This window comes from Arthrobacter sp. UCD-GKA (genome assembly GCF_001863355.1).
In the GTDB taxonomy this organism is placed as follows: domain Bacteria; phylum Actinomycetota; class Actinomycetes; order Actinomycetales; family Micrococcaceae; genus Paeniglutamicibacter.
Genome location: NZ_MOLR01000003.1, coordinates 18,374 through 44,906, shown reverse-complemented (window position 1 = coordinate 44,906; position 26,533 = coordinate 18,374). Strand labels below are relative to the sequence as shown.

Sequence of the window (26,533 nt, the reverse complement as noted above, 5' to 3'; positions counted from 1 at the left end):
GGCGGCTGTCGTGACGTCGTTCAATGGTCCGCCGCAATCGGCACCGTCGCGGGCTTTCAGGCGTCGCGCAACTGGTCCAGCGCCGCCTTCAACCGCGTGTCTGCGTCGGAGGCGACCTCCCGTATTGCCGGGTTTCCACTGACTCGCGCCAAGACCTGCGCATCGATGGTTTCTATCGTTGTTTCGGTGGCGTCCGCGGCCCGGCGAACCACCACGTTGCACGGCAGCAACACCCCGATTTCGGGTTCGGTGAGCAGCCCGCGATTGGCCAGGTGGGGGTTGAAGGCACCCAGTATCAGGTAGTCGCCGATTCGGTTGGCCGATTCCGGACTGATCTCCGTTGCCAGGACGGCTCTCATGTCAATCTCCGTGAGCACCCCGAAGCCCTGTCGTCCCAAGGCCTCCTTGGTGCGGGCCACTGCTTCCTCCCACTCCAGCGAAACGGTGATGCTGTGCGTGTAGGCCATGGCCGTTCTCCTGCTACTCGTGCGGCGTGCCGTGCTCCGGATTTCCGGTATTTGAGGCCCAGCCTAGCCGCGATCCGGACCACTGTCTGCACCGGCAAGGCCCTCCAAACCGGGCGATTTCCCCGCGGATTGCCCGTGCCATTTACATGGCGCATACCCATCTGCTAATGTCCACGTCAGCGACCATTTTGGCCGCATCATTGGGGAAATAACTTAATCTTGGGGGATACCATGAAGAAATCCATGGCTCTATTTGCCATGTCCGGATTCGCAGCAGCGGCCTTGTTTGTCGCCGCCCCGGCATCGGCCGTCTGGACGGTGGATCCTTCCACCGGCGTCGGATTCGTCGGCAAGGGCGACGTGCAGGACGCGTTCGGCTGGAACGACCACGACCTGCAGGCCAACCACGAGGGCGTGTCATTCGCCCTGAACGCGAAAACCACGTCGACCACGACGTGGTCGTGCTTCAACTCGAAGAACGGGAAATTCCAGGACCGCGAACATGTCGTCCTGGCCGGCACCACCGGAGAGTTGCTTTACGAGGCCCGCACCAACCCGCAGGACAAGGTCACCGGATTCCTGCTCACCGGTTTGGCGGACGGCTCGAGTTCCGTGACCGAGTCCGACGGTCCGAAGCTGGGCTCGTGCCCCTCCGGACCGTGGGCGTACGTGGAGGGCAGCCAGGACACCACCGTCACCGGCGGGGAGTCGGAACTGTCCGTCACCTTTGCCGACCAGGTCCAGGTCCTGACGCACTCTGCGGCCGAATAACCGCCAGGTCAGGGGTGGATGCCGCACTGCGGCATCCACCCCTGACCGCTTTAACCACTACTTCAGCAGCGCGATCATCCGGGCCATCACGTAGCGGTCGACCAACCCGCATTTTTGTCCCTGCATCAGCCAGCGTCCGATCATCTCGATCCCGTCCTGGATTCCGGTTGCCGGTATTCCCGTCGGGGAAATGTGTGCCCCGGCGGTGAACGTTATCGCGCCCTCGTCGTTGGGGTGGATCAGCACGTGGCAACCGACCTCTGTCGCGGCGCTGGACGTCAGCGGATGGCGCTGCACATGGTCCATGTGGATATCCCGCCGGTCGACGCGCCGTCCACGGACGTATCCAAGCTTGTCGGCATCCAGCCACCGGTACTCCCCCGGCTTCCAGAACTTTGAATCGATGAAGAGCACCCGGTCCCCGTTGACCACCGCATGGTCGATGTCGGCGACGCTGCTGCCCGGAAAGCGGAGCCCGTGGAAGATCCGGGTTCCCGGGATGCGCAACAGCGATTCAAGGGCCAGCGCGGTGCGGCGCTCCCCAATCACGCCCTTGGCGATGTTTTCCTTCCTGAACCGGCTCCGGCCGTTGGACAGCGCCCCGCCACCCACGCCAAACACGCGTTGGTCCACCGACCGCCGCGTCGCTGCATATGGCCAGAAACGGCTGACCAGCACCAGGCCGGCCGCGCACAGCCCAATGGGCACCAGCGCGATGGGAGCCGGTGCCGCAACCAGGATGAGCATCGATCCCAGCACCCCGGCCACGAGCCCCAGGACGACCAGCACGCGCAGCAGGTTGTGGCCCGGCCCGATCTTCTCCTCCCCTCCCAAGGATTCTTCCCACCAGGACAGCCGTTCCGGGTCGAATCGCGGCGCCGTTGCGGCCGGTGCGTCGCCCGGCGGGACCGGCCCGGTGCCCGTGGGCCCGGGCGTTGCCGGCGGCTCGGGTTCGGCCTCGCGCAGTTGCCGGTCCGGAATGCCAGCCACCCGTTCGGGCGGCAACGGACCCGTCACCCGGCGCGGCGGAGCAGCCACAGGTGCCGCGGGAGGCACAGGGGGTTCGGCAACGTCCGACGCGGCGACACCTCGTTCGACCGGCGGGTACGACTCGCCCGGCGACGGCCCGGTCAGCAACCAGAAGTCGTAATCGAAGCGCCTGTCCGGGTCCCCCACGATGTACCAGGCGCCCATGATCCGCTCGGTCAGTCGGGCATCGCTTCGATTGCGCCAGATCGCCAACCTTGCGGCCGCGTTGATCTGATTGGGCGATGCGGAGCGCCCCACCCCCAAGAACTCATAGTGATCCAAAGCTTCTCCCCCAAGAAAATGGCCATGACTCCTCCAAACCTATGTCCGCGCGTGTCGGGCCGCAAGGGGGTATGCGACGCCGCGGGCAACCATCGCGCACTTCGCGAGGGTCAATGCCCGGTCGCCTTCCGTACACCTGGACGCCACCGGAGGTTGGCCCGGGTCGTGGAAGATAAATGCGCGCACCGCTCTCCCCCGGCCGCGCCATCCAACCACCGCACCGTGAGGCACGCCATGAAGAAGTCCCTGTCCGCCGCCTTGGCCCTTGCCGTTTTGGCCGGTCCGGTGTTGGCCGCACCGGCCGGCGCCGCTCCCGCCCCGGCGAGCACCATGATCGGCGCCCGTGACGCCCAACCAGGTTTCCGCATCCTGCCCTACCTGCAGAATCCCAAGGCGGACGCCATGACCATCAGCTGGATCAGTGAAACCGCCGATCCGGGCACGCTGACCGTCACCGGTCCGGGCATCGGAAACGGCAAGGGCCGCGGATCCGGAAACCAGCTCAAGTTAGTTTCCGTTCCCGAGTACCTGCCCTTGATGGAATACACGCAGAAGGAACTTGACCAGTCCATCGCCGGATTGGTGAAAGGCTCCTGGCTCAAGGCCAACAGCAACTACAAGCACACGCTCACGGTCAAGGACCTGAAGGCCGGCAAGGACTACAACTACACGGTCAACCAGGGCGGAAAACTCCACGAAGCCACGTTCACCACCGCGCCGGATGCCGATTCCTGGGAGGACCTGCGGCTGATCGCGTTCTCCGACTCCGAGACCGAACCGATGGGCCGCGTCGAGCACCGCGAATGGGAACTGAACCCGGCCAACGGGTACACGGAAGATCCCGAGCAGCGCCCCGGAGCCGGTTCGGCCTGGGCCCAGAAGTTCGGTTCCACCACCCGCTACGGCGACTTCACGCTGCGCTACCCGCTCAGCCAGGACACCGCGATGCGCGAAAACATGGCGGCCATCGAGGCCGCCGACCCGGATTTGATGCTCATCTCCGGCGACCTGGTCCAGGGCGCCGGATACCAGCCGGCCTGGGACGAGTTCTTCGGCTACTTCGCCGGCGAGCACGGCGACCTGGCCTCCAACGTCCCGCTGGTGACGGCGCTGGGGAACTGGGAGACCTATGCGGGGRTCAACGGCGGCTACGGCACGCCGGAGGACCAGTCCCCCGCGGTGATCTCGCGGAACAAGTACCTCTCCTACTTCGACAACGACGGGGACCCCGCCAACCCGGCGGCCAAGGGCTCCTACTACCGCACCGACCACGGGCCGGTGACGGTGCTGACCCTGGATTCGACCAACGGCGAACCGGACGAGAACACCAGGACCGGGACGCTCTCCGGGGAACCCTTCTCCGGCGACGATTCCAACCTCACAGCCCAGAACCTCTCCACCGACACCCAGGGAGAGTTCACCGACGCCGACTACGACAAGGCGTACACCGAGGTCTTTGCCGGAACCACCGCCAAGGATTCGGACCTGCCGAATATGACCGTCGGCGGAGCGCAGTGGAAGTGGGCCGAGGCGCAGCTGGCCGAGGCCCGCGAGCAGGGACAGATCGTCATCGTCCAGTTCCACCACGCTGCGTACTCCTCGGGCGTACACGGCACCCCGCCGAACCACGAACACGCCGACAACCAGTCCGGCACGGCCATGCGCGCGTACTCCCCGCTCTTCGAGAAGCACGGGGTGGCCGCCGTGCTCTCCGGCCACGACGAGATGTTCGAGCGCTCCTGGGTCGACGAGGACGGCGACGGACGGGGCTTCCACTCCTACGACGTGGGCGTCGCCTCCGACGGGCTGCGCGGCGAGCTGCAGGTGAAGAACGCCGAGGGCGTCTACGAGCCGCTGCGCTTCAACACCCATTCGAAGTGGTCCGCCGCGGCCAACCAGCCCGAGACCTGGGCCACCGACGAGAGTGGAACCCCGCAGCTGGTTGACGGCGGCCTGCACTACGGGCACCTGCAGATCGACATCGCGCGGCAGGGCTCGGGTGCCCAGATCAAGCTCAGCCCGGTCTATCTCTTCCCGGTGCTGGATGCGGACTACAACCTGGTGAAGACCGAACGCCGCGTCTACGACGACGTCGTGGAAATCTCCATCGGCGCCGACGGCACCGCGACCAGGTAGGCCTTCAAACAAACGAAGCCCCGGGACGGATGCGGCATCGACCGCATCCGTCCCGGGGCTTTCGCGCAGGGTCCTACAGGCCCGGATTGACCTGCTCCCGGACCTGCTTGCGCAGGATCTTGCCGAGCATCGAGCGCGGCATCTGGTCGATGACCACGATCCGCTTGGGCACCTTGTAGCCGGCCAGCTGGGTGCGGCAGTGATCCCGCAGCACCTCCTCGTCCAGCTCCGTGCCGGGCTCCAGCTCCACGGCACCCACCACCATTTCCCCGCCGCGATCCAGCGGCTTGCCGAACACCGCGGCATCCTTCACATCCGGGTGGGCGCGCAGCACGGATTCGACCTCGGTGGGCGAGACGTTGAAGCCGCCGGTGATGATCAGTTCCTTGGCGCGGTCCACGATCGTGGCGAACCCGTCGGCATCGACAGTCACCACGTCCCCGGTGCGCAGCCAGCCGTCGGCGGTGAGCGACTTGGCGGTTTCCTCCGGGTTGTTCCAGTACCCGGAGAACACCTGCGGGCCCTTGAGCAGCAGCTCGCCCGGTTCCCCCTGGGCCACCTCGAGCGCCGGGTCATCCAGGTCCACGACCTTCATGTCGGTGGAGGGGAACGGCACCCCGATGGTGCCGGTGCGCCGGGTCGGGTGGAACGGGTTGCCCAGGGCCACCGGGGAGGATTCGGTCATGCCGTAGCCCTCGACCAGCAGGCCGCCGGAGACCGATTCCCACAGCTCGACCACGGAACCGGGCAGGTTCATGGCCCCGGAGATGCAGTACTTGGCCGAGCGCAGCGAAACGCCCTTTTCCTTCGCGGCCATGGCGGTGCGCTCATAGATCGGCGGCACGGCGCAGTACACGGTGGCCGGGGACTTCTTCATCGCGGCCAGGACCAGGTCCGGGTCGAACTTCGGGAAAAGCACCAGCAGGCCCTGCTTCTTCACGCCGAAGGTCAGGTAGAGGGTCATGCCGAAGGCGTGGAACATCGGCAGGATCGCGTAGAGGATTTCCTTGCGTTCCTGGGCCCCGGCCATCCACGCCTCGCCCTGCAGGGCGTTGGCATACAGGTTGAAGTGGGTGAGCATGGCGCCCTTGGGGTTGCCCGTGGTTCCGGAGGTGTACTGGATAACCGCCAGGTCTTCCACGCCCGGGCGCGGATGCGCGGCATCGAGCCGCTCGGCCTTGAGCAGGTCCTTCCAGGGCATGGTCCCCGGTGCCGCCGCGGTCAGTGCGGCCTTGGATGCGCGCAGTTTCTTCAGCGGCAGGTTCAGGGCCAGGCGCTTCACGGCGGGGAACGCCTCGAGCAGGTTGACCGAGATGACGGTGTCGATGCGCATGTCCTGCGGGAACTGGCGCACGGAATCGGCGGCCTTGTCCCAGGCGATGACGATGCGGGCCTGGTGGTCCTCGAATTGGTGGCGCAGTTCGCGGGAGGTGTACAGCGGGTTGTGCTCCACGACCACCGCGCCCAGGCGCAGCACCGCGTAGAACGCGATGACGTGCTGCGGGCAGTTGGGCAGGATCAGCGCGACCCGGTCCCCGGCGCGGACCCCGAGCAGGCGCAGGCCCTCGGCGGCGCGTTCCACCTGCTCGCCGAGCTCCCGGTAGCTGGTGCGCCGGCCGAAGAACTCGGTGGCGGGACTGTCGCCGGCCTCGGCGACGGAGCGCTCGAACATCGCGCTCAGCGATTCGGTGGGCAGCTCGATCTCGGCCGGGACGCCCGGCTGGTAGTTCTTGGTCCAGGGGTGCGTGGCGCTGTTCTCCATGGTTCCATCATGCCGCTTTTCACGGCAGGGGAACTACCCGGGCCCTTTAGGCGTCGGCGAAGATGGCGAACGGCGGGGTGTGGAGGCCGTCGGCGAGCGCCTCGGCGGGGTCGGTTCCCAGCGCGCGGATGGCGTTGCTTTCATCCACGTGCACCACGGAGGGCTTGAATGCGCGGGCCTCGGCGTTGGTCATGGAGGCGTAGGTGATGATGATGACCAGGTCGCCGACATTGACCAGGTGGGCGGCGGCGCCGTTGATGCCGATGACGCCCGAGCCGCGTTCCCCGGCGATCGTGTAGGTCTCCAGCCGGGCGCCGTTGGTGACATCGACGATCGAGACCAGTTCCCCGGGCAGGATGTCCGCAGCGTCGAGCAGGTCCGCGTCGATGGTGATGGATCCGACGTAGTGCAGGTCCGCATGGGTAACCGTGGCGCGGTGGATCTTGGACTTGAACATGGTGCGCTGCATAGGGGGATCTCCTGGAGGGGGTTGTGCAAGGGCCGGCATTCATCCTTGGATGCCTGCCCCGGGACGCCGGCTTGGTGCAGTGGGTGTTCCGGCGCCTAAGACATTCTAGACGGCACCCCCCACGGTTGTCTGTGACGCATTTGGGGTGCCGGTGCGGCCAGGAAGCCTGGTCTGCCGCCGGCGGCCCGCGGCGCACGCCAACGCACGGGCCCGGGTCCGCGAACAGCTGGAGGCACCGGTCCCAGCGGCGGCGTGTCCCCCAAGGACGGTCGCCGCCTTGTCAGGTCCTGCGATCAATTCAACGTCGATTGTTTACATAGTGAGCATCAACCCATACTATGAGTTGAGCGAAGTGGTGCAGCTCACCATCAAGGCAAATTCCTCCCTCCTTCACGATCGGAACAACTCATGTCAGAAACTGCGATTCTGATCAACACTGCGGTGGCCGTCCTGGCCACCGTGCTGCTGATCGTTAGATTCAAGGTCAATCCAGTCATCGCCCTGGTTCTCGGTTCCCTGTACCTGGGCCTGTCGACCGGACTGGGCATCACCAAGACCATCGAGACCATCACCGGCGGCTTCGGCGAGATCATGGTCGAGGTCGGATTGCTGATCGCCTTCGGTGTGCTGATGGGCTCGATCCTGAATGAGACGGGTGCCATCAGACGCCTGGTCGAGCACCTTCTTCGCGTATTCGGCCCCAAGGCCCTTCCCTACACGATGGCCCTGGCCATCGGCACCGCGCTGCAGTCGATCTTCCTTGATGTGCTGCTGGTCATCTCCGCGCCGTTGGCCCGGCGCATGGCGCCGAAAATCGGCAAGCTCGGCACGGCCCGCATGGCTGCGGCCATGGCCATCGCGCTGGAGTGCGGCATTGTCTTCATGGTTCCCGGTGTTGCCTCGCTGGCCCTGGCCGGCCTGCTCGGCGTCCCCCTGGGAAAAATGCTGATCTTCGGGTTCCTTGTCGTCGTGCCTACGATCATTATTTCCATTGCCATCATGACGTTCCTGTTCAAGCGCGGATTCTGGAAAGCGGACCGCGATGAGCAACACATCTTCGAGGAAGAGGACTTCCCGCAGGCCCAGCCAAGCGAGCCCCACGGTCCCGGCGCCTACGGGATTTCGTCCACGACTGCCGGCTCCGGGCCCGAAGCCACGGAGCCGCGGCAGACCCCGGGCACCGTGGCCGTGGCCGAAGACACGCAACGCGAAGCCCCCCTGCTCCTGCTCTTCACCCCCCTGCTTCTCTCGCTGGCCCTCATTGCCGGCGGCGCACTGGTGGAGATCCTCGGTGCGGAAATCGCCGCGCTGCAATTGATGGGCAACCCGGTGGTCGCGCTGCTAATCGGCCTGATCGGCACCACCCTGGTTGGCCGCTACACCGTCGGCCAAAAGAGCGTCGAGAACGCCATTGCCTCGGGCTTCAAGGAAAGCGGCCAGATCCTGCTGCTCACCGGTGTGGGCGGTTCGCTGGCTGCCACCGTCGCAGCCGCGGGGCTCGGCGACATCCTGGGTGGTTTCTTTTCGGCGAGCGCCGTGGCCCCGCTGCTGGTGGTCTGGGGAATCGCCGCCATCCTGCACATCGCCGTGGGATCCGTGACCCTCTCCGCCATCACTGCCGCTGGCCTGCTCGCACCGATCGCACCGGTCCTGGGAATCGACCCGGTGCTCATCGCCCTGGCCGCCGGCGCCGGCTCGCTGTTCATGGTCCACGTCACCTCGAACACCTTCTGGCTGCTGCAGTCGCTGCTGGGCCAATCGGTCAGGGGCGCACTGAAGACCGTCACCTTCGGGGTCTCCGTTGCCTCGGTCGTGGCCATGCTCGTGGTCCTGGTCCTGTCCATCTTCATCTAGCACTCCCCCTTCGAACACCCAAGGAAGTCCACCCATTGCCTGAAAAAGATATTGCCCCCCTGGCCGGAGTCCGGGTCCTGGAACTCGGCAACTACATTGCAGCCCCGACCGCCGGCCGCCTGCTGGCCGACTTCGGCGCCGAGGTCATCAAGGTCGAGCGCCCCGGAACCGGAGACGAGCTGCGCAACTGGCGGCTGAAAAAGGGCAGCGTGTCCATGCTGTACCGCACGATCAACCGCAACAAGAAGTCCGTGGTGCTGGATTTGCGCAGCGACGCCGGGCGCGCGGCGGTCCTGGAACTGGTCAAGCAGTGCGACATCCTGCTGGAGAACTTCCGCCCCGGCACCCTGGAGAAGTGGGGCCTGGGCCCCGAGGTCCTCAACGAAGCGAACCCCGACCTGGTGATCACCCGGATCTCCGCCTTCGGCCAGACCGGCCCGCTCTCCGAACGCCCCGGATTCGCCGCGGTCGCCGAGGCCTTCAGCGGATTCCGCAACCTGGTGGGGGATCCCGACCGCGCCCCGGTGCGCGTCGGAGTCTCGATCGGCGACTCGATCGCGGGACTCTATGCGGCCTTCGGCTCAGTCATGTCCCTCTTCCAGCGCGAGACCCGCCGCGGCACTGCGGTGACGGTGCCGCTGGGCGAACGCGTCATCGACGTGGCCCTGCACGAAGCCATGTTTTCCATGATGGAATCCCTCATCCCCGACCTCGGGGCCTACGGCGACAAGCGCACCCGGGTGGGCGGCCGGATGGAGGGCATCGCCCCGTCCAACGCCTACGTCTGCAAGGACGGCGCCAGCATCGTGGTGGCCGGCAACGGGGATGCGATCTTCCGCCGCTACATGGAAACCATCGGGCGCCCCGACCTGGGCAACGACCCGACCCTGCAGTCCAACGCCGAACGCTGGGAACGGCGCATCGAACTCGACGCGGCCATCGGAGTGTGGACCGCGATGCTGCCCTCGGCCGAGGCGCTTCGGATGCTCGACGCCGCCGGAGTCCCGGCAGGTCCCATCTACACCGCCGCGGACATCGTCAACGAACCGCAATACACCGCCCGCAACATGATCCAGTCCTTCGACGTCTCCACGGGCGAGGAGATCATCGAGGGCGTCGGGTTCCCCGGCATCGTCCCGGTCATCGGCGGCACCTCGCTGCCGATCCGCACCCTAGGCCCGGACCTCGGCGAACACACCCAGGAGGTGCTCGGCGGCCTCCTGGGCATGGACGCAGACGAAATCGCCAACGCATCAAACCCCGAGAGGACCCCGGCATGAACCACACCCTTGAACCCCGCGCCGTGCTGCGCGACGTGACCCTGCGCGACGGCCTGCAGCTGACCGGCAAGTTGCTGTCCACAGAACGCAAAGTGGAAACCGTGCGCGAAATGATCCGCCTGGGCGTGCCGGAAATCGAGCTGGGCTCCATGGCACGGGCGGACCTGGTTCCGCCCATGGCCAACACCCTTGAGGTCGCCGCGGCGCTGACCGCCGAGGAACTGGAGAAGTGCTGGATCTGGGTCGCCACCCCCGGACACGTCGCCAAGGCAGCGGCGGCCGGCATCCGCAACTTCCAGTACTGCCTCTCGGCCTCCGACGCCCACAACCAGGCGAACATCGGACGCAGCACCGAGGCCAGCCTCGCCGCCCTGCCGCAGGCCATCGAGTACGCGCGGGCCGTGGACGGCCGCATCCAGCTGTGCATCGCCACGTCCTTCACCTGCCCCTTCGACGGACAGGTGCCCGAGCAGCGGGTCCTGGACATCGCCAACGACCCGCGCGCGGAGGGAACCTGCGACATCGTCATCTGCGACACCCTGGGCCAGGCGGTCCCCGCGCAGGTGGCAAGCCTGATCTCACGGGTCCGCGACGAGACCCCGGCACGGCGCATCGTCTACCACGGCCACGACACCTGGGGCCTGGGCGTTGCCAACACCCTTGCCGCCATCGGCGCCGGAGCCGGTGGGGTGGATGGGGCCCTGGGCGGGCTGGGCGGCTGCCCATTTGCCCCCGGCGCCAGCGGCAACACCTCCAGCGAGGACATCCTCTTCGCCACCCGGCCCGAATGGCTAGATCCACAGGCCTTCGCCGGGCTGGTGGAACTCTCCGAGGACCTGCTGGAGGAGCTCGGCGAGCCCAACCGCTCAAAGTCGGCCCAGGGGGCGCGGTCCAATGCCGCGGCCTTCGAGTGGGTCATCGTCTCGGACCGGGCCCCAGCCTGCGAGGGTGCGCTGTAGTGGGGGCACGGATCCTGCTCACCACGCCCCTGCCGGAGCCCGCGCCGTCAATGCTGGCCTCGGCCGGGGAACTGACCGTCCTGGATGCACCGCCCACCTACTCCGAACTCGATGCGCTGTGCGCGAGCGGGGACTATGACGTGGTGCTCACCCAGCTGCGCGACAGGATCGATGCGCCGCTGTTGGCCCGGGCCCGGCTCAAGGGCATCTCCAACTACGCGGTCGGCTACAACAACATCGACGTTGCCGCGGCCACCAAGCACGGGATCGCGGTGGCCAACACCCCCGGGGTGCTCACCGACGCCACCGCCGACATCGCCATGCTGCTGGTCCTGGGCACCGCGCGGCGCGTCGTCGAGGCGGACAGGCTCGTCCGCGAGGGACGCTTCACCGGCTGGGAACCGGAGTTGATGCTCGGCTCCGACGTCTCCGGCAAGACGCTGGGCCTTGCCGGGTTCGGGCGCATCGCCCGGGCCACGGCCAGGCGGGCACTGGGATTCGGCATGGAAATCCTCTTTGCCCCGCGCCCACCCGGGGACCGGGTTGTCAGCCAGGAAGAGCTGGGCGAGTTCGCCGGCAAGGTGCGCCAGGTTCCCTGGTCCCAGCTGGTGGCCTCCAGCGACTACCTGTCCCTGCATGTTCCGCTGAACGCCGGCACGCACCACCTGGTGGACGCGGACGTGCTGGAACGGATGAAGAGGACGGCCATCCTCATCAACACTGCCCGCGGTCCCATCGTCGATGAGGAGGCGCTGGTGCATGCTCTGTCCACGGGGCAGATCACCGGCGCCGGGCTGGACGTGTTCGAGAACGAGCCGCAGCTGGCAGAAGGGCTGGCACAGCTGCCCAACACCGTGCTGCTGCCGCACGTGGGCAGCGCGACGGTGCCGGTGCGCGCCGAAATGGCGCGGCTGAGCGCTCTGAACGCCATCGCCATGGCCACCGGGCAAGTCCCCGCGCACCCGGTGAACCCGGAGGTCTACGCATGAGCGTGCTCATCGTCCCGGACAGCTTCAAGGGGACCTTCAGCGCGGCCGAGGTCGCCGGGCACATCGCCGCCGGCGTGCGGCGTGCCGGCGGGACGGCGCTGGAACTCCCGGTCGCCGACGGCGGCGAGGGAACCTTCAACGCGCTGTGCGCGGCACTCGGCGCGGTGCCGGTCCGGGTTCGGGTTCGCAACCCCTGGGGAGAACCGGTCACCGCAACCCTCGGCCTGGCAGGTTCCACCGCCGTGGTCGAGCTGGCGCAGGCCTCCGGGCTGCATGTCCCCCATTCCGGGGACCGCGATCCCTTCGCCGCCGACACCTACGGCACCGGCCAGCTGATCGCCGAGGCCGTGGCCCGCGGCGCCCGGCAGATCCTGGTGGCGGCCGGTGGATCGGCCACGACCGACGGCGGGACCGGCGCGGTGCGCGCCATCGAGGAGTCCGGGGGCCTGCGCGGCGCGGAAATCACCGTGCTCTCGGATGTCACCACGCTATTCCTGGATGCGGCACGGATCTTCGGCCCGCAAAAGGGCGCGGACCCGGCCACCGTGGAGCTGCTGGCCGAAAGACTGAGGCAGCAGGTGAGCTCCTTCCCCCGCGACCCGTCCGGGACACCCGGAACCGGAGCCGCGGGCGGTTTTTCCGGCGGCATGTGGTCGCATTACGGTGCCAAGCTCGTCTCCGGAGCGGAGTTCGTGCTCGACGCGGTGGATTTCGACCGGCACCTGGCCCGGGCCACCGCCGTGGTGGTCGGCGAGGGCCGGCTCGACGGACAGACCATGGGCGGAAAGATCATCTCGGTGATCCTGCAGCGCGTGGCTGCGCGTGCACCCCGCGTGCCGGTCTTTGCCGTGGTGGGATCGCTCGGCGAGGACCTGGGTGCGGCCCGGGACTTCTTTGCCGACTTGATGGTGGCCTCGGCTCCGGCGGACATGGACAGGGCCGGTGTCCAGGTCCAGGCCGCGCTGCGGCAGCCGGCCAGCTAGCTGCGCGAGGCCACGGTTTCCCCGGGGAACCGTCCGCCAATGAGCCGGGTCATGCGCTCGGCGGTCTCCAGCAGCGGCTCGATCCACCCCTCGCACACGGAGCGGGGCATGCGCATCGTCGGGCCGCTGATGGTCACCGCAGCGACGAGCCCCGCCGCCGCATCGAACACCGGAGCCGAGAGGCCCGAGGCGCCGCTTTCCCGTTCCCCGGTGGTGATCGCAAAGCCGTCCGCGCGCGTGCGGGAAATCGCGTCGCGAAGATCCTCGGTGCTGGTGATGGTCGCGTCGGTGAAGTGCTCCAGCGGGGCATCCAGCACCGTGCCCAGCAGGTCGGGGTTCCAGGCCAGGAGCACTCGCCCGGCGGATCCGGCATGAAGCGGCGCCAGCTTCCCGAGGTGCATTTCGCGGCGCAGCGCATGCCTGGTTTCGGCCATTCCCACGCACACCCGGTACTGCTGCTCGGCGCGGAAGAGGCAGGCAGTTTCTCCCGTGGTGTCCCGAAGGTCCGCCAGCAGCGGGTTGATCACGTCAAGGATTTCCTTGCCGCGCGTGGCCGGGGCGGCCCAGTAGGCCATCTTCATGCCGATGCGGAAGGCGTCGCCGTCCCGATCCAGGAATCCCTGGCCGACCAGGTTCGCCACCAGGCGTTGCACCGTGGAGGTGGGCATTCCGGTGCTTTCCCGGATGTCCGAGAGAGTCAGGACCGGCTGGCGAAGCGAGAATGAATCAAGGATTGCGCTGATCTTGCCCAGCACGAGCAGCGGGTTCTGGTTTTTCGTTGGAGCTTCGGCCTTCGACATGAATTTGACGCTAGACCATCGGACCGGGCGCGTCCAATCACCTTGCCTCGGGTCTCACCACCCCATTCCCTGCCCCGCCAACCGGGCCGGCATCGCGTGGATTCCCCCGCGCCGTTGTTCCGGACGGCCCCGACGACAGCATCACGGGAGCATCCGGGGATGCCCCGCCGATAGGTGTACCAACAGGGCCTCCCTCGGCCGTCCCCGTGGTGGTTTGATTGACTGGGACGTTTCGACGCACCACGCGGTGCCCACATGGGACCGTGCCGCCATCGCCGTCACGCGGCAGGTACGCACGGGCCCGCACCGGATCCGTCCCGCAGTGAAAAACTTCCTATCGCACTACGGAGAACCATGCTTCAAGTCAACGCCTACGCCGCACCGTCCGCGACGGAAGACCTCGTCCCCACCCGCATCGACCGCCGCGAGGTCGGGGAGCACGATGTGCTGATCGGTGTCAAGTACTCCGGGATCTGCCACTCGGACATCCATACCGTGCGCGGGGAATGGGGCCCGCAGCAGTACCCGCTGGTTCCGGGCCACGAGATCGCCGGGATCGTCACCGAGGTCGGAGCCGCGGTCACCCGGCACGCCGTGGGCGACCGTGTGGGTGTTGGCTGCATGGTCAACTCCTGCCGCGAGTGCGTCCACTGCCGCGCCGGCGAGGAGCAGTACTGCCTGTTGGGCAACACCGGCACCTATGGTGCCACGGACGTCGACGGCACCATCACCCAGGGCGGCTACGCCACGGCCGTGGTGGTGAACGAGGACTTCGTGGTGAACATCCCCGCGGCCCTCGAGCTCGACGTCGCCGCTCCACTGCTGTGCGCCGGCATCACCACCTACTCGCCGTTGCGCCACTGGGGCGCGGGCCCGGGCAAGAAGGTCGCGGTCATCGGGCTCGGCGGGCTCGGGCACATGGCGGTGAAGATCGCCCACGCCATGGGAGCCGAGGTCACCGTGCTGTCGCGGACGCTCAAGAAGCAGGAAGACGGCGTGAAGCTCGGTGCCCAGAACTACTTCGCCACGGAAAACCCCGAAACCTTCGAGGTGCTCGCCGGATCCTTCGACCTGATCATCAACACCGTCAGCGCAGGCATCGACATCAGTGCCTTCCTGCAGCTGCTGAGTCTCGACGGCACCCTGGTCAACGTCGGTGCCCCGGCCGAGCCGCTGCCGGTCAACGTGTTTTCGCTGATCACCGGCCGGCGTTCGTTTGCCGGCTCCATGATCGGCGGCATTCGCGAGACCCAGGAGATGCTGGACTTCTGCGCCGAGCACCGGATCGCCGCCGAGGTGGAGGTCATCGCGGCCCAGGACATCAACAAGGCCTACGAGCGGGTGCTCGCCTCGGATGTGCACTACCGCTTCGTGATCGACACGGCCACCCTGGCCTAAACCGCGCCGCGCGCGGATAGCCGACCTTCCCCACGCTCCCTTGGTGCCACCCGCAGCGCGGCACCAGGGGGCCAGTGGGTGCGCCACGTCCATGGCATGATGGCGACATGGAACCGGACCCGCACGACAAGACCCGCGCCGAGCTGCACATACTTGAAGCCATGGTGCAGGCCTTCGAGCGGCGCGAAGAAGTGTTCTCCGCCATCGAAATAGCCCAAACCCAGGACGAGGCCCGCACCGCGGTGGCCAAGCTGCTGAGCATGGACGAGCTCCAGGCACGCGCCGTGCTTGATATGCAGGCCAGGCGGTGGACGCAGGGCGAACAGCGCATTATCACCGACCACATTACGATGCTGCGATCCGAGGTTGAACCAACCTAGGTCCGCACCCGGCTTTCCGCCCTCAGCCAGGCATCGATCCCGCCATCCAGGTGGGCCACATCGGTGTAGCCGGCCGCGACCAGGGCTTTGAGCGCCTGTCCCGAACGCACGCCTGACTTGCAGTGCACCACCAGCGGTACGCCGCGCGGAATCAGCTCCAGCGCGGTCCCGTCCTTGATGCCGGCCAGCGGAACCAACACGGCTCCTTCGATGCGCGCAATCTCGAACTCGACCGGCTCGCGCACATCGAGCAGCACGAAGTCCTCCTCCCCCGCTTCCCGTCTGCCCAGCCGTTCGGCCAGGCCGTCAACGGAGACCAGGGCATCGTCCGCGACAGCTTCTTCTTCACTTGCGCCGAGCCCGCAGAACATCTCGTAGTCGACCAGTTCGGTGATCGGCTCCGCCTCCGGGTCCTTGGCGATGCCCAGCTCGCGCCAGCGCGAAGAAAGCGCGTCAAAAACCAGAAGCCTGCCCAGCAATGTTTCACCGACCCCGGTGATCAGCTTGACGGCCTCGGTGACCATCATCGCCCCGATCGAGGCGCATAGCATCCCGAAGACCCCGCCCTCGGCGCAAGACGGAACCGTGCCCGCGGCCGGCGGCTCCGGGTAAAGGTCGCGGTAGTTCGGCCCGTGCTTGGCCCAAAAGACGCTCACCTGTCCGTCGAAGCGCAGGATCGAACCCCACACATAGGGTTTGCCCATCAGCGCCGCGGCGTCGTTGACAAGGTAGCGCGTGGCGAAGTTGTCCGCACCGTCCAGGATCATGTCATAGCCGGCGAAGATCTCCAGGGCGTTGGTGGAATCCAGGCGCACCGGATGCAGAACCACCTCCACACCCGGGTTGAGCTCGGCAATCGAGTCGCGGGCCGAGTCCAGCTTGGTGCGGCCGATATCGGCCACCCCGTGGATCACCTGCCGCTGGAGGTTGCTCAGTTCCACCGTGTCGTCGTCGATGATGCCCAGCGTTCCCACGCCGGCGGCCGCCAGATACAGCAATGCGGGCGATCCCAAGCCGCCGGCACCGATGACCAGCACCTTGGAGTTGCGCAACCGGCGCTGTCCCTCCAGCCCGATCTGGGGCATGAGGGCGTGGCGGGAGTAGCGTTCAAGCTCCTCGCTGGAAAGCGCCGGTCCCGGTTCCACCAACGGCGGCAACGGAAGAATGCTGTTTTTGACAAGAGCTTGTGTCAATGGGACCTACCTTGCTCGACATTGTTAACGATGTGAAATGATTTTTCATTTGGGCACGGAAAAGTATCGACCATCGTTGCCAATGACCAATTTGGCGAGCATCAATGGATATCCAGCTTGGCCCGAAACGGCTATGCAGCCATCATTCGACCTCGCGGCCCTCTTCCGTGCAGATGCAGAAGCGGTTTCCCTGGGCATCGGTGGCCACCACGAACCTGGGTGCCGCCCCGGTCTCGAGGCTCGCCCCGGTGGCTTCCAGTCCGTCGAGGATCGACGCGCTTTCGCTGAAGGGCACGGTGATGTCCAGGTGCAAGCGGTTGGCGTTGGGCGTGGTGGTTTTCTGGAACCAGAGGCCCGGCCCGCGCCCGAAGGGATCGGTGATGCTGCCGTCTTCCTGCCGCTTGTAGCCCAGGGCCAGGCGCCAGGACTCCGAAATGGCATCCACGTCGTCGGTGTCGATGGCGATTTCCACGGTGTGCAGGAGCTCGGGCTTCGCGTCGGCCCCCGCGCTGGTCGCCTCGGCGGAAATCGACCGGGCCAGCGCAGCGTCGCGTGCGGTCACCTTGCTGCCGGCGTCGTGCGAGGTCAGCGTGATGAACAACGTGTTGTAGCGCCAGTCGATGTCCGGGTGGTGGTTGGCTTCCTGCGCCAGGGCCCCGATGGTGGCGAACAATGCCAGCGCCGAGGCCGAGGACTCGCACTTCAGCGCGGTGCGCAGCGCGCCTTGGCCGTAGCGCCACTGCGGCAGCGCGGTGAGGTTGGCATGGACTTGTTCCGTGGTCAGAACGTCTTTTGCGGGCATGATGTGCTCCTTCGAGTTCCGGTTCTTACAGATCCGGGCGTCCCTCCATGGCGGAGGATGCCAAGGCGTGGGTGCGCCTCGGGATGCGCCCTGCTTGTGCCGCCAGTCTTCCACCAATGACCGCATGTCTAAAGGCCTGTGCCATGGCTACCGGGTCCTGGGCGCGGGTCACCGCCGAGGCAAGCAGCACCGCGTCGCACCCCAGCTCCATGGCCAGTGCGGCATCGGAGGCCGTGCCGATCCCGGCGTCCAGGATGACCGGCACCGAGGCCCGCGAGACGATCAATTCGATGTTGTGCGGGTTCAGGATCCCCAGCCCGGTGCCGATCGGGGCTCCCAGCGGCATCACGGCCGCGGCCCCGAGCTGCTCGAGGCGCAGCGCGAGCACCGGGTCGTCGTTGGTGTAGGCGAAGACCTTAAAGCCGCGTGCCACAAGGGCCTCGGTGGCCTCGACGAGTTCCACTGCGTCGGGCAGCAGCGTGTGCTCGTCGGCGATCACCTCGAGCTTGACCCAGTCGGTTTCCAGGGCTTCGCGCCCCAGCTCGGCGGTCATCAGCGCCTCGCGGGCGGTGAAGCAGCCGGCGGTGTTGGGCAGCACGCGGATGTTGTTTTCAATCAGCAGGTCAAAGAGGTTGGTTCCTCCGGTGGAGCCGGCGGCCGGTGCGCTGTAGCGGCGCATGGCGACGGTGGTCAGCTCGGTGCCGGAGGCCACGAGTGCGGCACCCAGCCCGTCCAGGCTCGGTGCCCCTCCGGTGCCCATGATGAGCCGGGAGCCCAGGGGGATGCCGTCGATGACCAGCGGGTCGGTTTGCGTGAGTGTTTGGGTCATGGTGCTTCGATTCCTTCTCAAACGTCGGGGTCAAATACGGGGGTGTTTCAGCCGCCCTGGACGGCGGTGACGATCTCGATGTCGTCATTGAGTTCGAGTGCCGTGGCCGACCACTGGCTGCGCGGGACGATCCCGGAGTTGCGGGCGACCGCAACGCCGAGCCGGCCGCCGTCAGCGGGCTTGCCGGTGGGAAGCAGCTCGCGGCCGGTGACCGTCGCGACCAGCTGGGACAGCGTGGTGCCGGCGGCCAGCGGGTGGGTGGCGCCGTTGAGTTGGATGGTGCTCATGGAATCTCCTGGGGTTGCAGTGCGGGCGAGAAGCGGTCGGGGCGGAAGCGGTCCCAGGCGGGATCGCGCACCCCTGCCAGCAATTGGGTGGTGATGAGGGCGGCTATGGGGGTCAGCAGCACGCCGTGCCGGAAGAACCCGGTGGCGATGACCAGCCCGGGCACCTCTGTTCCGTCGCTTGCCGCGACGCGGCCCAACAGCGGCGCGTTGTCCGGGGTTCCGGGGCGGGCGCGGGCGGTGGTTTCGATGAGTTCGAGTTCCGCGACAGCGGGCAGCAGCACCTGGGCGTCGCGCAGCAGCTGGTGCACCGATCCGGCATTGACGCCGGCCGAGCCGTCCTCGCGGGAGCTGGCGCCGATGACCACGGTGCCGTCGTTGCGCGGAACCACATAGACCGGCAACCCGCGGACCATCCCGCGCAGCGTGGCGGTGCACAGCGGTTGCAGGTGCGCGGGGACGCGCAGCCGCAGGATGTCCCCGTGCACCGGGCGCAGCTGCAGAACCAGCCCCTCGGGCAGGCCGCCGAGGCCCGCGGCACCCATTCCGTTGGCGACGACGACCTCACGGGCGCGGACAACCCGCCCGTCATCCAGCAGCACCCCGCAGGTCCGGGACCGGGTGTCGAACGGGTCCTCGTGCAGCAGGGCGGTGGCCCGGGCACGCACCACGGTGTGGTCCTGGCCCTCCGCCCCGGCGGCGACCAGCCGGGCCTCGATGGCGGCGGCCACGGCCCGGGGGTCGACCTGGTGGTCATGGGCGATCAGGTGGGCGGCGCCAAGGTTCGGGGAGAGCAGCGGTTCGCGTTTCCGGGCCTCGCGGATGGTCAGCGGCGCCACGTCGAGCCCCTGGCGAGTTTGGGCCTCGCGCAGGTCGGCAAGCGCCGTGCGGTCCGCGGCATCCGCGCCCAGGGCCAGCGTGGGCGTGGAGCGGAACCCGGTCTCCGGGTACCCGTCTTCGGCCAGTGCCTGGATGAAGCCGGGCCAGAGCGCCGCGGAGGCCAGGGTCAGCGGGAGCAGGTTTTCTTCCTGGTAGTGCAGCTCGCTGACCGGCGCCAGCATGCCCGCCGCGGCGAAGGTCGCCCCGGTTCCGGGGGCCGGGTCGATGAGCGTGACACTATGCCCGGCACGCTGGGCTTGAAGGGCGATGCCCAGGCCGATGATTCCACCGCCGATGACGGCCACGTCGGTGGACAAGTCGTGTGCATTTAGGGGGTCGGGCACGGTGCACGACATCGAGGTCTCCTTCCCTACGCCGGTATGAGCCGGATCAGGTTCCACGCCCCCGGAGTTCGGGCGGCGTCTGTCGGTCGGCGCAATCGGCGCCCTCTCAGCCAGCTTTCCTGGCTCCCGCGGTACAGAAGCTAGTGTAGGGGATATGAGCCACATCACCGCCACAGATGACACCGCAGCCGTCTTGACCGCTCCGGGCATCGCCTCCGCCCGCCTGTATTTGTGCACCGATGCGCGCACGGAACGCGGGGATTTCGCCGATTTCCTGCGCGCAGCCTATGCCGGCGGGGTGGACGTCATCCAGCTGCGCGACAAGGCCCTGGACGCCGCGCAAGAGCTGGAATTGCTCGGCGTGCTGCGCGAGGTGGCCGAGCAGTCCGGCAAGCTGTGGTCGGTGAACGACCGCGCGGACTTGGCTCTGCTCTCCGGTGCACCGGTGTTCCACGTGGGGCAGAAGGACCTGCCGCTGCGCGCCGCCAGGTCCCTGGTGGGCCCTTCGGCCATCGTTGGGCTCTCGAGCCACGATGCCGCGCAGATCACCGCGGCGGCCGCCGATGCGAACACCGACTACTTCTGCGTCGGCCCGTTGTGGGCCACCCCGACCAAGCCCGGGCGCGCCGCGGTCGGCCTGGAAATGGTCGAGCACGCCGCGTCCCTGGGCACGGCCAAGCCGTGGTTCGCCATCGGCGGGATCGACCTCCCCAACGTGGAGCAGGTCGTTGCCGCCGGTGCCTCGCGCATCGTGGTGGTGCGCGCGATCACCGATGCCGACGATCCGACCGAGGCGGCCCGGGCATTGCTTTCCAGGTTGCCGGAACTCGGCTGAGCGGCTGCAGGCAGGATTCGGTACGGTGCAGCAGTTTTCAAGAAGCCCAAGCCGGCACCGGGGCGATAGTGTAGGCACGGGAGTTCCGCCGACGCGGAATCGGCACTAAGGGGAAAAGCGATGACCAGCGAGATGACCGCCAACAAGCCAGCAGCGGTGCACGCCGCGGACAGCCACGAGGTGATCCGCGTGCGCGGGGCACGGGTGAACAACCTCAAGGACATCAGCGTCGAGATCCCCAAGCGCCGCCTCACGGTGTTCACCGGGGTCTCCGGCTCCGGGAAGTCCTCGCTGGTCTTCGGCACCATCGCCGCCGAGTCCCAGCGCATGATCAACGAGACCTACTCCGCGTTCGTGCAGGGCTTCATGCCCACCCTGGCCCGCCCCGAGGTCGACACCCTCGAGGGGCTGACCACCGCGATCCTGGTGGACCAGGAACGCCTGGGCGCCAACCCGCGCTCCACGGTCGGCACCGTCACCGACGCCAACGCGATGCTGCGCATCGTCTTTTCCCGACTGGCGCAACCGCACATCGGTTCCCCGCAGGCCTACTCCTTCAACGTCCCCTCGGTCTCCGGGGCCGGCGCGGTCACCGTCGAAAAGGGCGGGAAGAAGATCAAGGAACGGCGTTCCTTCTCCATCACCGGCGGCATGTGCCCCGAGTGCGAGGGCCGCGGCCAGGTCAACGGCTTCAACCTCGCCGCACTCTTCGACGAGACCAAGTCTCTGGCCGAGGGCGCCCTGACCGTCCCGGGATACTCCATGGACGGCTGGTACGGGCGCATCTTCTCCGGTTCCGGGTTCTTCGACATGGACAAGAAGCTGGCCAAGTACACCAAGGACGAGCTGCACGACCTGCTGTACAAGGAGCCGACCAAGATCAAGGTCGAGGGCATCAACCTCACCTACGAGGGCGTGATCCCGAAACTGCAGAAGTCGCACTTGGCCAAGGACCTCGAGGCCATGCAGCCGCACATCCGCGCCTTCGTGGAACGCGCCGTGACCTTCACCGCCTGCCCCGCCTGCGGCGGCACGCGCCTGGCCGAGCACGCCCGCAACTCGAAGATCGAGGGCAAGTCCATCGCGGACGCCTGCGCCATGCAGATCAGCGACCTGGCCGGGTGGGTGCGCGGGCTCAACGAACCCTCGGTGGCCCCGCTGCTGGAGGCGCTCGGCGACACCCTGGATTCCTTCGTGGACATCGGGCTGGGCTACCTCTCCCTGGAACGTCCCTCGGGCACGCTCTCGGGCGGCGAGGCGCAGCGCACCAAGATGATCCGCCACCTGGGCTCCTCGCTGACCGATGTCACCTACGTCTTTGACGAGCCGACCATCGGGCTGCACCCGCACGACATCGACAAGATGAACGAGCTGCTTCTGGCCCTGCGCGACAAGGGCAACACGGTGCTGGTCGTCGAGCACAAGCCCGAGGCCATCGCCATCGCCGACCACGTGGTGGACCTGGGCCCGAAGGCCGGGTCCGCCGGCGGACAGCTGATGTACGAGGGCACCGTGGCCGGCCTGCGCGATTCGGACACCATCACCGGGCGCCACCTCGATGACCGCGCGACGCTGAAGGAAACGGTCCGCACCTGGTCCGAAGCGCTCGAGGTCCGCGGGGCCAACACCAACAACCTCAAGAACGTGGACGTGGATATCCCGCTGGGCGTGCTCACGGTGCTGACCGGGGTCGCCGGGTCGGGCAAAAGCTCGCTGATCCGCGGCTCGGTGTCCGGCCGCGAGGGAGTCATCACGGTGGACCAGGGCGCGATCAAGGGCTCGCGGCGGTCCAACCCGGCCACCTACACCGGGTTGCTGGAGCCGATCCGCAAGGCCTTCGCGAAGGCCAACGGCGTGAAGCCGGCGCTGTTCAGCGCGAACTCCGAGGGCGCCTGCCCCACCTGCAACGGCGCCGGGGTCATCTACACCGACCTGGGCATGATGGCCGGGGTCTCGAGCACCTGCGAGGAGTGCGAGGGCAAGCGCTTCGATTCGATGGTGCTGGAGTACCACCTGGGCGGCAAGGACATCTCCGAGGTGCTGGCGATGTCGGCGTCACAGGCGCAGGAGTTCTTCGCGCAAGGAGAGGCAAAGCTACCGGCCGCGCACAAGATCATCACCCGGCTGGTCGAGGTGGGCCTGGGCTACCTGAGCCTGGGGCAGCCACTTACCACGCTCTCCGGCGGCGAGCGCCAGCGCCTGAAGCTGGCCACGCACATGGGCGAGAAGGGCGGGACCTACGTCCTGGACGAGCCGACCACGGGCCTGCACCTGGCCGACGTCCAGCAGCTGCTGGGCCTGCTGGACCGCTTGGTCGAAGCGGGCAAGTCGGTCATCGTGATCGAGCACCACCAGGCGGTCATGGCCCACGCGGACTGGATCATCGACCTGGGCCCGGGGGCCGGCCACGACGGCGGCAGCATCGTCTTTGAGGGAACCCCGGCGGATTTGGTGGCGGATCGCTCCACGCTGACCGGAAAGCACCTGGCCGCCTACATCGGCGCGTAGCCCGGTGCTGGCGGCCGGCTACTTGGCCGGCGTGCACTCGACCCTTGCACCCTGTGCCGCAGGGGTCAATACGGCGTCGATGTGCGCCGCGGGGCCCTCAAGCCTGGACGCGCTGGGCGTGATGCTCACGGCAAACACATCCCGGGCCGAAAGCGAGGTGCGTGGCAGGCGCAGCGTGGCGGTGGTTGCCGAGGTGGTCTCGACCACGGCCACCGCGTTGCGGACCGCTTTCACCGAATACCCGGAGGCATCCACCGCGGCCCAGGTAAGGGTCAGGTCCGAATGGGAGCTGCCGTCCGTGCGGGAGCAGGACACCGTCGCGGCAACGACACCCTGCGGTGCCCAGGCGCCGGCCGTGACGTCGGTGGAGACGGTGCCCCCCAGCGACCACAACGCCTGGGCACCGGTGGCACCAAGCCCCAGGACCACCGCCGCCGCAAAGGCGATGGCCGCCGGGCGCAGGCCCGGCACGCGCCCGGCCCTCATGCCGGAACCTTGTCTGGGCCGCGGGATGCGGCGTTGTTTGTTGCCGCGCGCCGGCGGGCACGCAGACCGAGGATCATGGTGAGCACCCCGTACCCGATGAGTCCCGCCGCGGCAATCCGGCCGGCCGCGCCGCGGTCCTGGGTGCCCAGCCAATTGGCCGCGAACCCGGCATAGGGGACGGCATAGGACAGCTTTCCGCGGACCTGCACCTCGGTGACGGGCAACTCGTCGGCGACGTCGTTGTTGTCTCCCTTGGTCACCAGCGTCCGGTGGCCGTCCTGGTCGGCGGCGATGGCCTCGATGCGGTGGGTGATGACATCCGGGCGCCCGGATTCCACCTGGTAGGTCACCACGTCGCCCACCTTCAGGGATTCATGGGGTGCGGGCTTGACGACCAGCAGGGTCCCGGGACCGTAGTTCGGCTTCATGGAGCTGGTCAGCACGGAGTAGGTCTGGGATCCGGTCAGCAGCGGAACCACGACGAGCACCAGCGCGGCCAGGGCCGCGGCCACCAGCAGCACGAAGCTGGCCGCGGTTCCCGCCCGGCGCAGGGGCGTGGAAGCGGAAGAAGATCGGGGTGACGAAGGATGCCGGGTCATGGCGGGGAACCTCATTGAATTCGTGGCCGGGTGGATCAGGGGTCTTGGGTGGAACCCAGGACAAAGGTGATTTTCGCGCCCGCTCCCCCGAGCGTTGCGGGCGCGTTGCCGGCCAGCGTGGTGCGCAGGCACAGCACGGCACTTTTGCCCTGGGCCAGCTTCAGCTGGCTTGGTGCGGCGGCCACCGAGCAATCGGTGCCCTGGGCGCGGTAGATCTCGGTGCCGAGGTAGGCCGCCAGGGCCCCGGAAGCCCTGGGGCTCCCGACCTCCACCGTGGCCGCCAGCAACCCGCTGCCCGCGTCTGACGTGTTGGTCAGCGTCAGGGCCGTGGTGCGGGAAGTTCCGGGCAGCAGGCCGGTGGCTCCGGGGAGCGACACTTCCTGCCCGGAGACGGACAGCTGTTGCGCCGCGGCGTCCGCCGCCTTGATGGACAGGGAGAACCGGGCGGTGGTGACGGTCTGGGCTTTCGAAGCGGTCGCCGCATTCCAGGCGGCCAGCGTGCCCTGCACTGCGCCAAGGCCCAGGATGGCGGCGATGGCCAGAAGCGCCCCGGCTTTCAGTACGGTTCTTGTCCCCMTTGCGGTGCCCCGTCGTTCCGGATCTGCCTCGTTGCCTAGGGAGTGGGGCTCGTCGGGGCCTTCTGCTCCAGCTTGAAGCCGATCTTGCCCAGGTCGTTGGTGGCCTCGGCGCCCGTGGTGCCGGTGGTCGATGCCGGGAACGTCACGAGCACCGAGGCGGTGTAGACGCCGCTGGATGCCGGGAGCAGTTCAGCGGGAACGGTGGCACCGTGTCCATCGGTGAGGACCGGGTTCGCCACGCTCAGGTAGGAGGCCGTGGAACCGAGCTTGTCGGAAACGGTGAGGGAGGCACGCATTTGGTCACCCGTGAGCTTCACGGTGACGGGCTGGGAGAAGCGCAGCTCGTCTCCCGGGACCACCTTGTAGGTGGCAGGGTCGATTGCCTGGCCGGAAGCGTTGCTCCAAGTCCCCTGGCCCGCTGTCAGCTGCAGGTCGCCGGTGACGATCTTCCCGGCGTTGGCTTCAACCGTGGTGTTCCAGACGGCGAGTGTTCCGCCTCCGCCAAGCAGCAGGGCCACGCCGAGGCCGGTTGCGAGTGCGCCTTTGGTCATCTTGTTCATGGTGCAATCCTCGAAGAGTCCTGCGCCGGCCCCAGCGGCCGGTGCAGGATCAACTCTCCGGGTTGAACTGCAAGGAAGGGAGCATCTTTTTTGCAAACTTGCGCCAAGCTTTCCGCAGGCGGCTCAAGGGCCTTCGGGCCACTCTTGAGGTTTTGCCGCCGGTGCAGCGCAGGCTCAACAAAGCATGCACAAAGTTGCGTTTCCCCTGCGTCGAGCTGTGGGTTGCGCGAAATCCGCGGATCAGCGGTTGGCGGTTGCGATGACCTCGTCGGGTGCCTGGGTTCCGGCAGCTTCGTGCGCGGCAAGTACCTTCCGGGCGCGCTCGCGCTTCAGCTTTTCCTTCGGGTCGCGGTGCGGGGGAAGCTCGGCAGGGCCGAAGAAGAAGAACCCCACGAACTGCAGGCGCCACAGGGCGCGGTAGACGAGGCTCAGCCCGGTGGTGTCCTTGACGATGGGCAGTCTCTTGTCGCTCATGGTGTTCGGTCTCTTTCTGTGGGGATCCGCGCTGCTGCTGCGTGGCGGATTCTCCGCGGACGCGCGGCTGTCACCTTCAATTGTATTCGAACGATTGGTGCACCAACTAATTGGCCAGGCGCTCCTCCCGACCGAACGAGCGACCTAGTGCTGGGACCTCGTGGCGGCAGCAATGAGCTTCTTCATGGTTCCGTGCAGCGCATTGAGCTCCTCGGCGTCAACGTCCAGGCGCCGCATCATTTCCTTGGGGATCTCGAGGGCCACCTCGCGCGCGGCCCTGCCCTTCTCGGTCAGGACGACCTGCAGGATCCGCTCGTCGGTGGCGCTCCGGCTGCGTTGCACATAGCCCAGCGCCTCGATCCGCTTGACCAGCGGCGAGAGCGTTCCCGGGTCCAGGTGAAGCAGCGCGCTCAGTTCCTTGATCGACAGCGGCTCGTGTTCCCACAGGGTCAGCATGACCAGGTACTGCGGGTGGGTCAGGCCCAACGGTTCAAGGACCGGCCGGTAGGCCGCAATCACGCTGCGCGAGGCCAGCGACAGGGCGAAACAGACCTGGTTCTCCAAGGCCAGCGGGTCTGCCAGCACTTTGTCGCTCACGTTGTT

Annotated in this window: 27 protein-coding genes; 11 read left to right on the top strand and 16 right to left on the bottom strand. The window is 67.5% G+C overall.

Translation table 11 applies throughout. The annotated features are described in order from the left end of the window. Positions 1-56: 56 nt before the first annotated feature. Positions 57-467: a DUF302 domain-containing protein gene (locus tag BLJ79_RS05250; protein WP_071213654.1), complete on the bottom strand. Its 411-nt coding sequence runs from the start codon at positions 465-467 to the stop codon at positions 57-59. A 243-nt stretch (positions 468-710) separates the two neighbouring features. On the opposite strand from BLJ79_RS05250, the gene BLJ79_RS05245 reads away from it, so the two are divergent. After that, positions 711-1,238, top strand: a complete 528-nt coding sequence (locus BLJ79_RS05245) for a hypothetical protein (protein ID WP_139194736.1) — start codon at positions 711-713, stop codon at positions 1,236-1,238. A gap of 57 nt (positions 1,239-1,295) precedes the next feature. Here BLJ79_RS05245 and BLJ79_RS05240 read toward each other — a convergent pair whose 3' ends face one another. After that, entirely contained in the window at positions 1,296-2,525 is a 1,230-nt protein-coding gene (locus tag BLJ79_RS05240) for a nuclease-related domain-containing protein (protein ID WP_139194735.1), read from the bottom strand. Between the two features lie 258 nt (positions 2,526-2,783). Here BLJ79_RS05240 and BLJ79_RS05235 point away from each other — a divergent pair, with 258 nt between their 5' ends. Beyond that, entirely contained in the window at positions 2,784-4,685 is a 1,902-nt protein-coding gene (locus BLJ79_RS05235; RefSeq protein WP_071213651.1) for a metallophosphoesterase family protein, read from the top strand. 73 nt (positions 4,686-4,758) lie between these two features. Here the strand turns inward: BLJ79_RS05235 and BLJ79_RS05230 are convergent, their stop codons facing one another. Together BLJ79_RS05230 and panD are read right to left on the bottom strand one after the other, a co-directional pair. Continuing rightward, a complete protein-coding gene (locus BLJ79_RS05230; protein ID WP_071213650.1) occupies positions 4,759-6,447 on the bottom strand; it encodes a long-chain-fatty-acid--CoA ligase in 1,689 nt (562 codons plus the stop codon). A 46-nt stretch (positions 6,448-6,493) separates the two neighbouring features. Further along, positions 6,494-6,916, bottom strand: coding sequence for an aspartate 1-decarboxylase (gene panD, locus BLJ79_RS05225; protein WP_071213649.1), 423 nt, complete (start codon positions 6,914-6,916; stop codon positions 6,494-6,496). Between the two features lie 408 nt (positions 6,917-7,324). Here panD and BLJ79_RS05220 point away from each other — a divergent pair, with 408 nt between their 5' ends. Genes BLJ79_RS05220 through BLJ79_RS05200 form a run of 5 tightly spaced genes read left to right on the top strand, consistent with a single transcriptional unit; the run spans position 7,325 to position 12,981 of the window. Next, positions 7,325-8,770, top strand: coding sequence for a GntP family permease (locus BLJ79_RS05220; protein ID WP_071213648.1), 1,446 nt, complete (start codon positions 7,325-7,327; stop codon positions 8,768-8,770). Between the two features lie 35 nt (positions 8,771-8,805). Next, on the top strand, positions 8,806-10,050 hold the full coding sequence (locus tag BLJ79_RS05215; RefSeq protein ID WP_071213647.1) for a CaiB/BaiF CoA transferase family protein: 1,245 nt from the start codon (positions 8,806-8,808) through the stop codon (positions 10,048-10,050). Continuing rightward, positions 10,047-11,009, top strand: coding sequence for a hydroxymethylglutaryl-CoA lyase-like TIM-barrel protein (locus BLJ79_RS05210; protein WP_071213646.1), 963 nt, complete (start codon positions 10,047-10,049; stop codon positions 11,007-11,009). The genes BLJ79_RS05215 and BLJ79_RS05210 overlap by 4 nt, the downstream gene beginning before the upstream one ends. After that, the gene (locus BLJ79_RS05205; RefSeq protein WP_083411019.1) at positions 11,009-11,998 is read left to right on the top strand and encodes a 2-hydroxyacid dehydrogenase; all 990 of its coding nucleotides are present in this window, start codon (positions 11,009-11,011) and stop codon (positions 11,996-11,998) included. Before BLJ79_RS05210 ends, BLJ79_RS05205 begins: the two co-directional genes overlap by 1 nt. After that, positions 11,995-12,981 (top strand): glycerate kinase family protein, encoded by a 987-nt coding sequence (locus BLJ79_RS05200; protein WP_071213644.1) that lies wholly within the window; start codon positions 11,995-11,997, stop codon positions 12,979-12,981. Before BLJ79_RS05205 ends, BLJ79_RS05200 begins: the two co-directional genes overlap by 4 nt. Here the strand turns inward: BLJ79_RS05200 and BLJ79_RS05195 are convergent. Continuing rightward, entirely contained in the window at positions 12,978-13,781 is an 804-nt protein-coding gene (locus BLJ79_RS05195; protein ID WP_071213643.1) for an IclR family transcriptional regulator, read from the bottom strand. The two genes, BLJ79_RS05200 and BLJ79_RS05195, sit on opposite strands and share 4 nt — an antisense overlap. A gap of 354 nt (positions 13,782-14,135) precedes the next feature. Here BLJ79_RS05195 and BLJ79_RS05190 point away from each other — a divergent pair, with 354 nt between their 5' ends. Both BLJ79_RS05190 and BLJ79_RS05185 read left to right on the top strand, forming a co-directional pair. Further along, positions 14,136-15,179, top strand: coding sequence for an NAD(P)-dependent alcohol dehydrogenase (locus tag BLJ79_RS05190; RefSeq protein ID WP_071213642.1), 1,044 nt, complete (start codon positions 14,136-14,138; stop codon positions 15,177-15,179). Between the two features lie 107 nt (positions 15,180-15,286). Continuing rightward, positions 15,287-15,559 carry a hypothetical protein gene (locus tag BLJ79_RS05185; RefSeq protein ID WP_071213641.1) on the top strand — a complete coding sequence of 91 codons (273 nt, stop codon included), beginning with the start codon at positions 15,287-15,289 and terminating at the stop codon, positions 15,557-15,559. Here BLJ79_RS05185 and moeB read toward each other — a convergent pair. From moeB to thiO, 5 genes are all read right to left on the bottom strand, one after another. After that, on the bottom strand, positions 15,556-16,752 hold the full coding sequence (gene moeB / locus BLJ79_RS05180; RefSeq protein WP_071213640.1) for a molybdopterin-synthase adenylyltransferase MoeB: 1,197 nt from the start codon (positions 16,750-16,752) through the stop codon (positions 15,556-15,558). The two genes, BLJ79_RS05185 and moeB, sit on opposite strands and share 4 nt — an antisense overlap. A gap of 142 nt (positions 16,753-16,894) precedes the next feature. Continuing rightward, a complete protein-coding gene (locus tag BLJ79_RS05175; protein WP_071213639.1) occupies positions 16,895-17,554 on the bottom strand; it encodes a 4a-hydroxytetrahydrobiopterin dehydratase in 660 nt (219 codons plus the stop codon). 25 nt (positions 17,555-17,579) lie between these two features. Next, the gene (locus tag BLJ79_RS05170) at positions 17,580-18,383 is read right to left on the bottom strand and encodes a thiazole synthase (protein ID WP_071213638.1); all 804 of its coding nucleotides are present in this window, start codon (positions 18,381-18,383) and stop codon (positions 17,580-17,582) included. A gap of 47 nt (positions 18,384-18,430) precedes the next feature. Continuing rightward, on the bottom strand, positions 18,431-18,670 hold the full coding sequence (gene thiS / locus BLJ79_RS05165; protein ID WP_071213637.1) for a sulfur carrier protein ThiS: 240 nt from the start codon (positions 18,668-18,670) through the stop codon (positions 18,431-18,433). Further along, the gene (thiO, locus tag BLJ79_RS05160; RefSeq protein ID WP_071213847.1) at positions 18,667-19,902 is read right to left on the bottom strand and encodes a glycine oxidase ThiO; all 1,236 of its coding nucleotides are present in this window, start codon (positions 19,900-19,902) and stop codon (positions 18,667-18,669) included. Before thiO ends, thiS begins: the two co-directional genes overlap by 4 nt. Before the next feature lie 142 nt (positions 19,903-20,044). Here thiO and thiE point away from each other — a divergent pair, with 142 nt between their 5' ends. Together thiE and BLJ79_RS05150 are read left to right on the top strand one after the other, a co-directional pair. Continuing rightward, entirely contained in the window at positions 20,045-20,725 is a 681-nt protein-coding gene (gene thiE / locus BLJ79_RS05155) for a thiamine phosphate synthase (protein WP_175475395.1), read from the top strand. A gap of 120 nt (positions 20,726-20,845) precedes the next feature. Then, positions 20,846-23,233 (top strand): ATP-binding cassette domain-containing protein, encoded by a 2,388-nt coding sequence (locus BLJ79_RS05150; protein WP_071213636.1) that lies wholly within the window; start codon positions 20,846-20,848, stop codon positions 23,231-23,233. An 18-nt stretch (positions 23,234-23,251) separates the two neighbouring features. Here the strand turns inward: BLJ79_RS05150 and BLJ79_RS05145 are convergent, their stop codons facing one another. The 6 genes from BLJ79_RS05145 to BLJ79_RS05120 all read right to left on the bottom strand — a co-directional run bounded on the left by BLJ79_RS05145 (position 23,252) and on the right by BLJ79_RS05120 (position 26,527). After that, complete coding sequence (locus BLJ79_RS05145) at positions 23,252-23,719, bottom strand: hypothetical protein (RefSeq protein WP_071213635.1); 468 nt, start codon at positions 23,717-23,719, stop codon at positions 23,252-23,254. Next, complete coding sequence (locus BLJ79_RS05140; RefSeq protein ID WP_071213634.1) at positions 23,716-24,318, bottom strand: signal peptidase I; 603 nt, start codon at positions 24,316-24,318, stop codon at positions 23,716-23,718. Before BLJ79_RS05140 ends, BLJ79_RS05145 begins: the two co-directional genes overlap by 4 nt. A 35-nt stretch (positions 24,319-24,353) precedes the next feature. Further along, entirely contained in the window at positions 24,354-24,827 is a 474-nt protein-coding gene (locus tag BLJ79_RS05135; RefSeq protein ID WP_071213633.1) for a hypothetical protein, read from the bottom strand. Positions 24,828-24,931: 104 nt separating this feature from the next. Next, the gene (locus tag BLJ79_RS05130; RefSeq protein ID WP_071213632.1) at positions 24,932-25,456 is read right to left on the bottom strand and encodes an alternate-type signal peptide domain-containing protein; all 525 of its coding nucleotides are present in this window, start codon (positions 25,454-25,456) and stop codon (positions 24,932-24,934) included. A 240-nt stretch (positions 25,457-25,696) separates the two neighbouring features. Next, positions 25,697-25,930: a hypothetical protein gene (locus BLJ79_RS05125; protein WP_071213631.1), complete on the bottom strand. Its 234-nt coding sequence runs from the start codon at positions 25,928-25,930 to the stop codon at positions 25,697-25,699. A gap of 144 nt (positions 25,931-26,074) precedes the next feature. Then, the gene (locus BLJ79_RS05120) at positions 26,075-26,527 is read right to left on the bottom strand and encodes a MarR family winged helix-turn-helix transcriptional regulator (protein ID WP_071213630.1); all 453 of its coding nucleotides are present in this window, start codon (positions 26,525-26,527) and stop codon (positions 26,075-26,077) included. Between the last annotated feature and the right edge of the window lie 6 nt (positions 26,528-26,533).

Excerpts from the sequence above, each read along its gene's own strand:
- BLJ79_RS05220 (WP_071213648.1), top strand. The coding sequence starts at position 7,325 with ATGTCAGAAACTGCGATTCTGATCAACACTGCGGTGGCCGTCCTGGCC.
- BLJ79_RS05130 (WP_071213632.1), bottom strand. The coding sequence starts at position 25,456 with ATGAACAAGATGACCAAAGGCGCACTCGCAACCGGCCTCGGCGTGGCC.
- BLJ79_RS05195 (WP_071213643.1), bottom strand. The coding sequence starts at position 13,781 with ATGTCGAAGGCCGAAGCTCCAACGAAAAACCAGAACCCGCTGCTCGTG.
- BLJ79_RS05150 (WP_071213636.1), top strand. The coding sequence starts at position 20,846 with ATGACCAGCGAGATGACCGCCAACAAGCCAGCAGCGGTGCACGCCGCG.
- BLJ79_RS05230 (WP_071213650.1), bottom strand. The coding sequence starts at position 6,447 with ATGGAGAACAGCGCCACGCACCCCTGGACCAAGAACTACCAGCCGGGC.
- BLJ79_RS05145 (WP_071213635.1), bottom strand. The coding sequence starts at position 23,719 with ATGAGGGCCGGGCGCGTGCCGGGCCTGCGCCCGGCGGCCATCGCCTTT.
- BLJ79_RS05140 (WP_071213634.1), bottom strand. The coding sequence starts at position 24,318 with ATGACCCGGCATCCTTCGTCACCCCGATCTTCTTCCGCTTCCACGCCC.
- BLJ79_RS05125 (WP_071213631.1), bottom strand. The coding sequence starts at position 25,930 with ATGAGCGACAAGAGACTGCCCATCGTCAAGGACACCACCGGGCTGAGC.
- thiE (WP_175475395.1), top strand. The coding sequence starts at position 20,045 with ATGAGCCACATCACCGCCACAGATGACACCGCAGCCGTCTTGACCGCT.
- BLJ79_RS05170 (WP_071213638.1), bottom strand. The coding sequence starts at position 18,383 with ATGACCCAAACACTCACGCAAACCGACCCGCTGGTCATCGACGGCATC.
- BLJ79_RS05210 (WP_071213646.1), top strand. The coding sequence starts at position 10,047 with ATGAACCACACCCTTGAACCCCGCGCCGTGCTGCGCGACGTGACCCTG.
- BLJ79_RS05175 (WP_071213639.1), bottom strand. The coding sequence starts at position 17,554 with ATGCCCGCAAAAGACGTTCTGACCACGGAACAAGTCCATGCCAACCTC.
- panD (WP_071213649.1), bottom strand. The coding sequence starts at position 6,916 with ATGCAGCGCACCATGTTCAAGTCCAAGATCCACCGCGCCACGGTTACC.
- BLJ79_RS05245 (WP_139194736.1), top strand. The coding sequence starts at position 711 with ATGGCTCTATTTGCCATGTCCGGATTCGCAGCAGCGGCCTTGTTTGTC.
- BLJ79_RS05250 (WP_071213654.1), bottom strand. The coding sequence starts at position 467 with ATGGCCTACACGCACAGCATCACCGTTTCGCTGGAGTGGGAGGAAGCA.
- BLJ79_RS05185 (WP_071213641.1), top strand. The coding sequence starts at position 15,287 with ATGGAACCGGACCCGCACGACAAGACCCGCGCCGAGCTGCACATACTT.
- BLJ79_RS05200 (WP_071213644.1), top strand. The coding sequence starts at position 11,995 with ATGAGCGTGCTCATCGTCCCGGACAGCTTCAAGGGGACCTTCAGCGCG.
- thiS (WP_071213637.1), bottom strand. The coding sequence starts at position 18,670 with ATGAGCACCATCCAACTCAACGGCGCCACCCACCCGCTGGCCGCCGGC.
- BLJ79_RS05190 (WP_071213642.1), top strand. The coding sequence starts at position 14,136 with ATGCTTCAAGTCAACGCCTACGCCGCACCGTCCGCGACGGAAGACCTC.
- thiO (WP_071213847.1), bottom strand. The coding sequence starts at position 19,902 with ATGTCGTGCACCGTGCCCGACCCCCTAAATGCACACGACTTGTCCACC.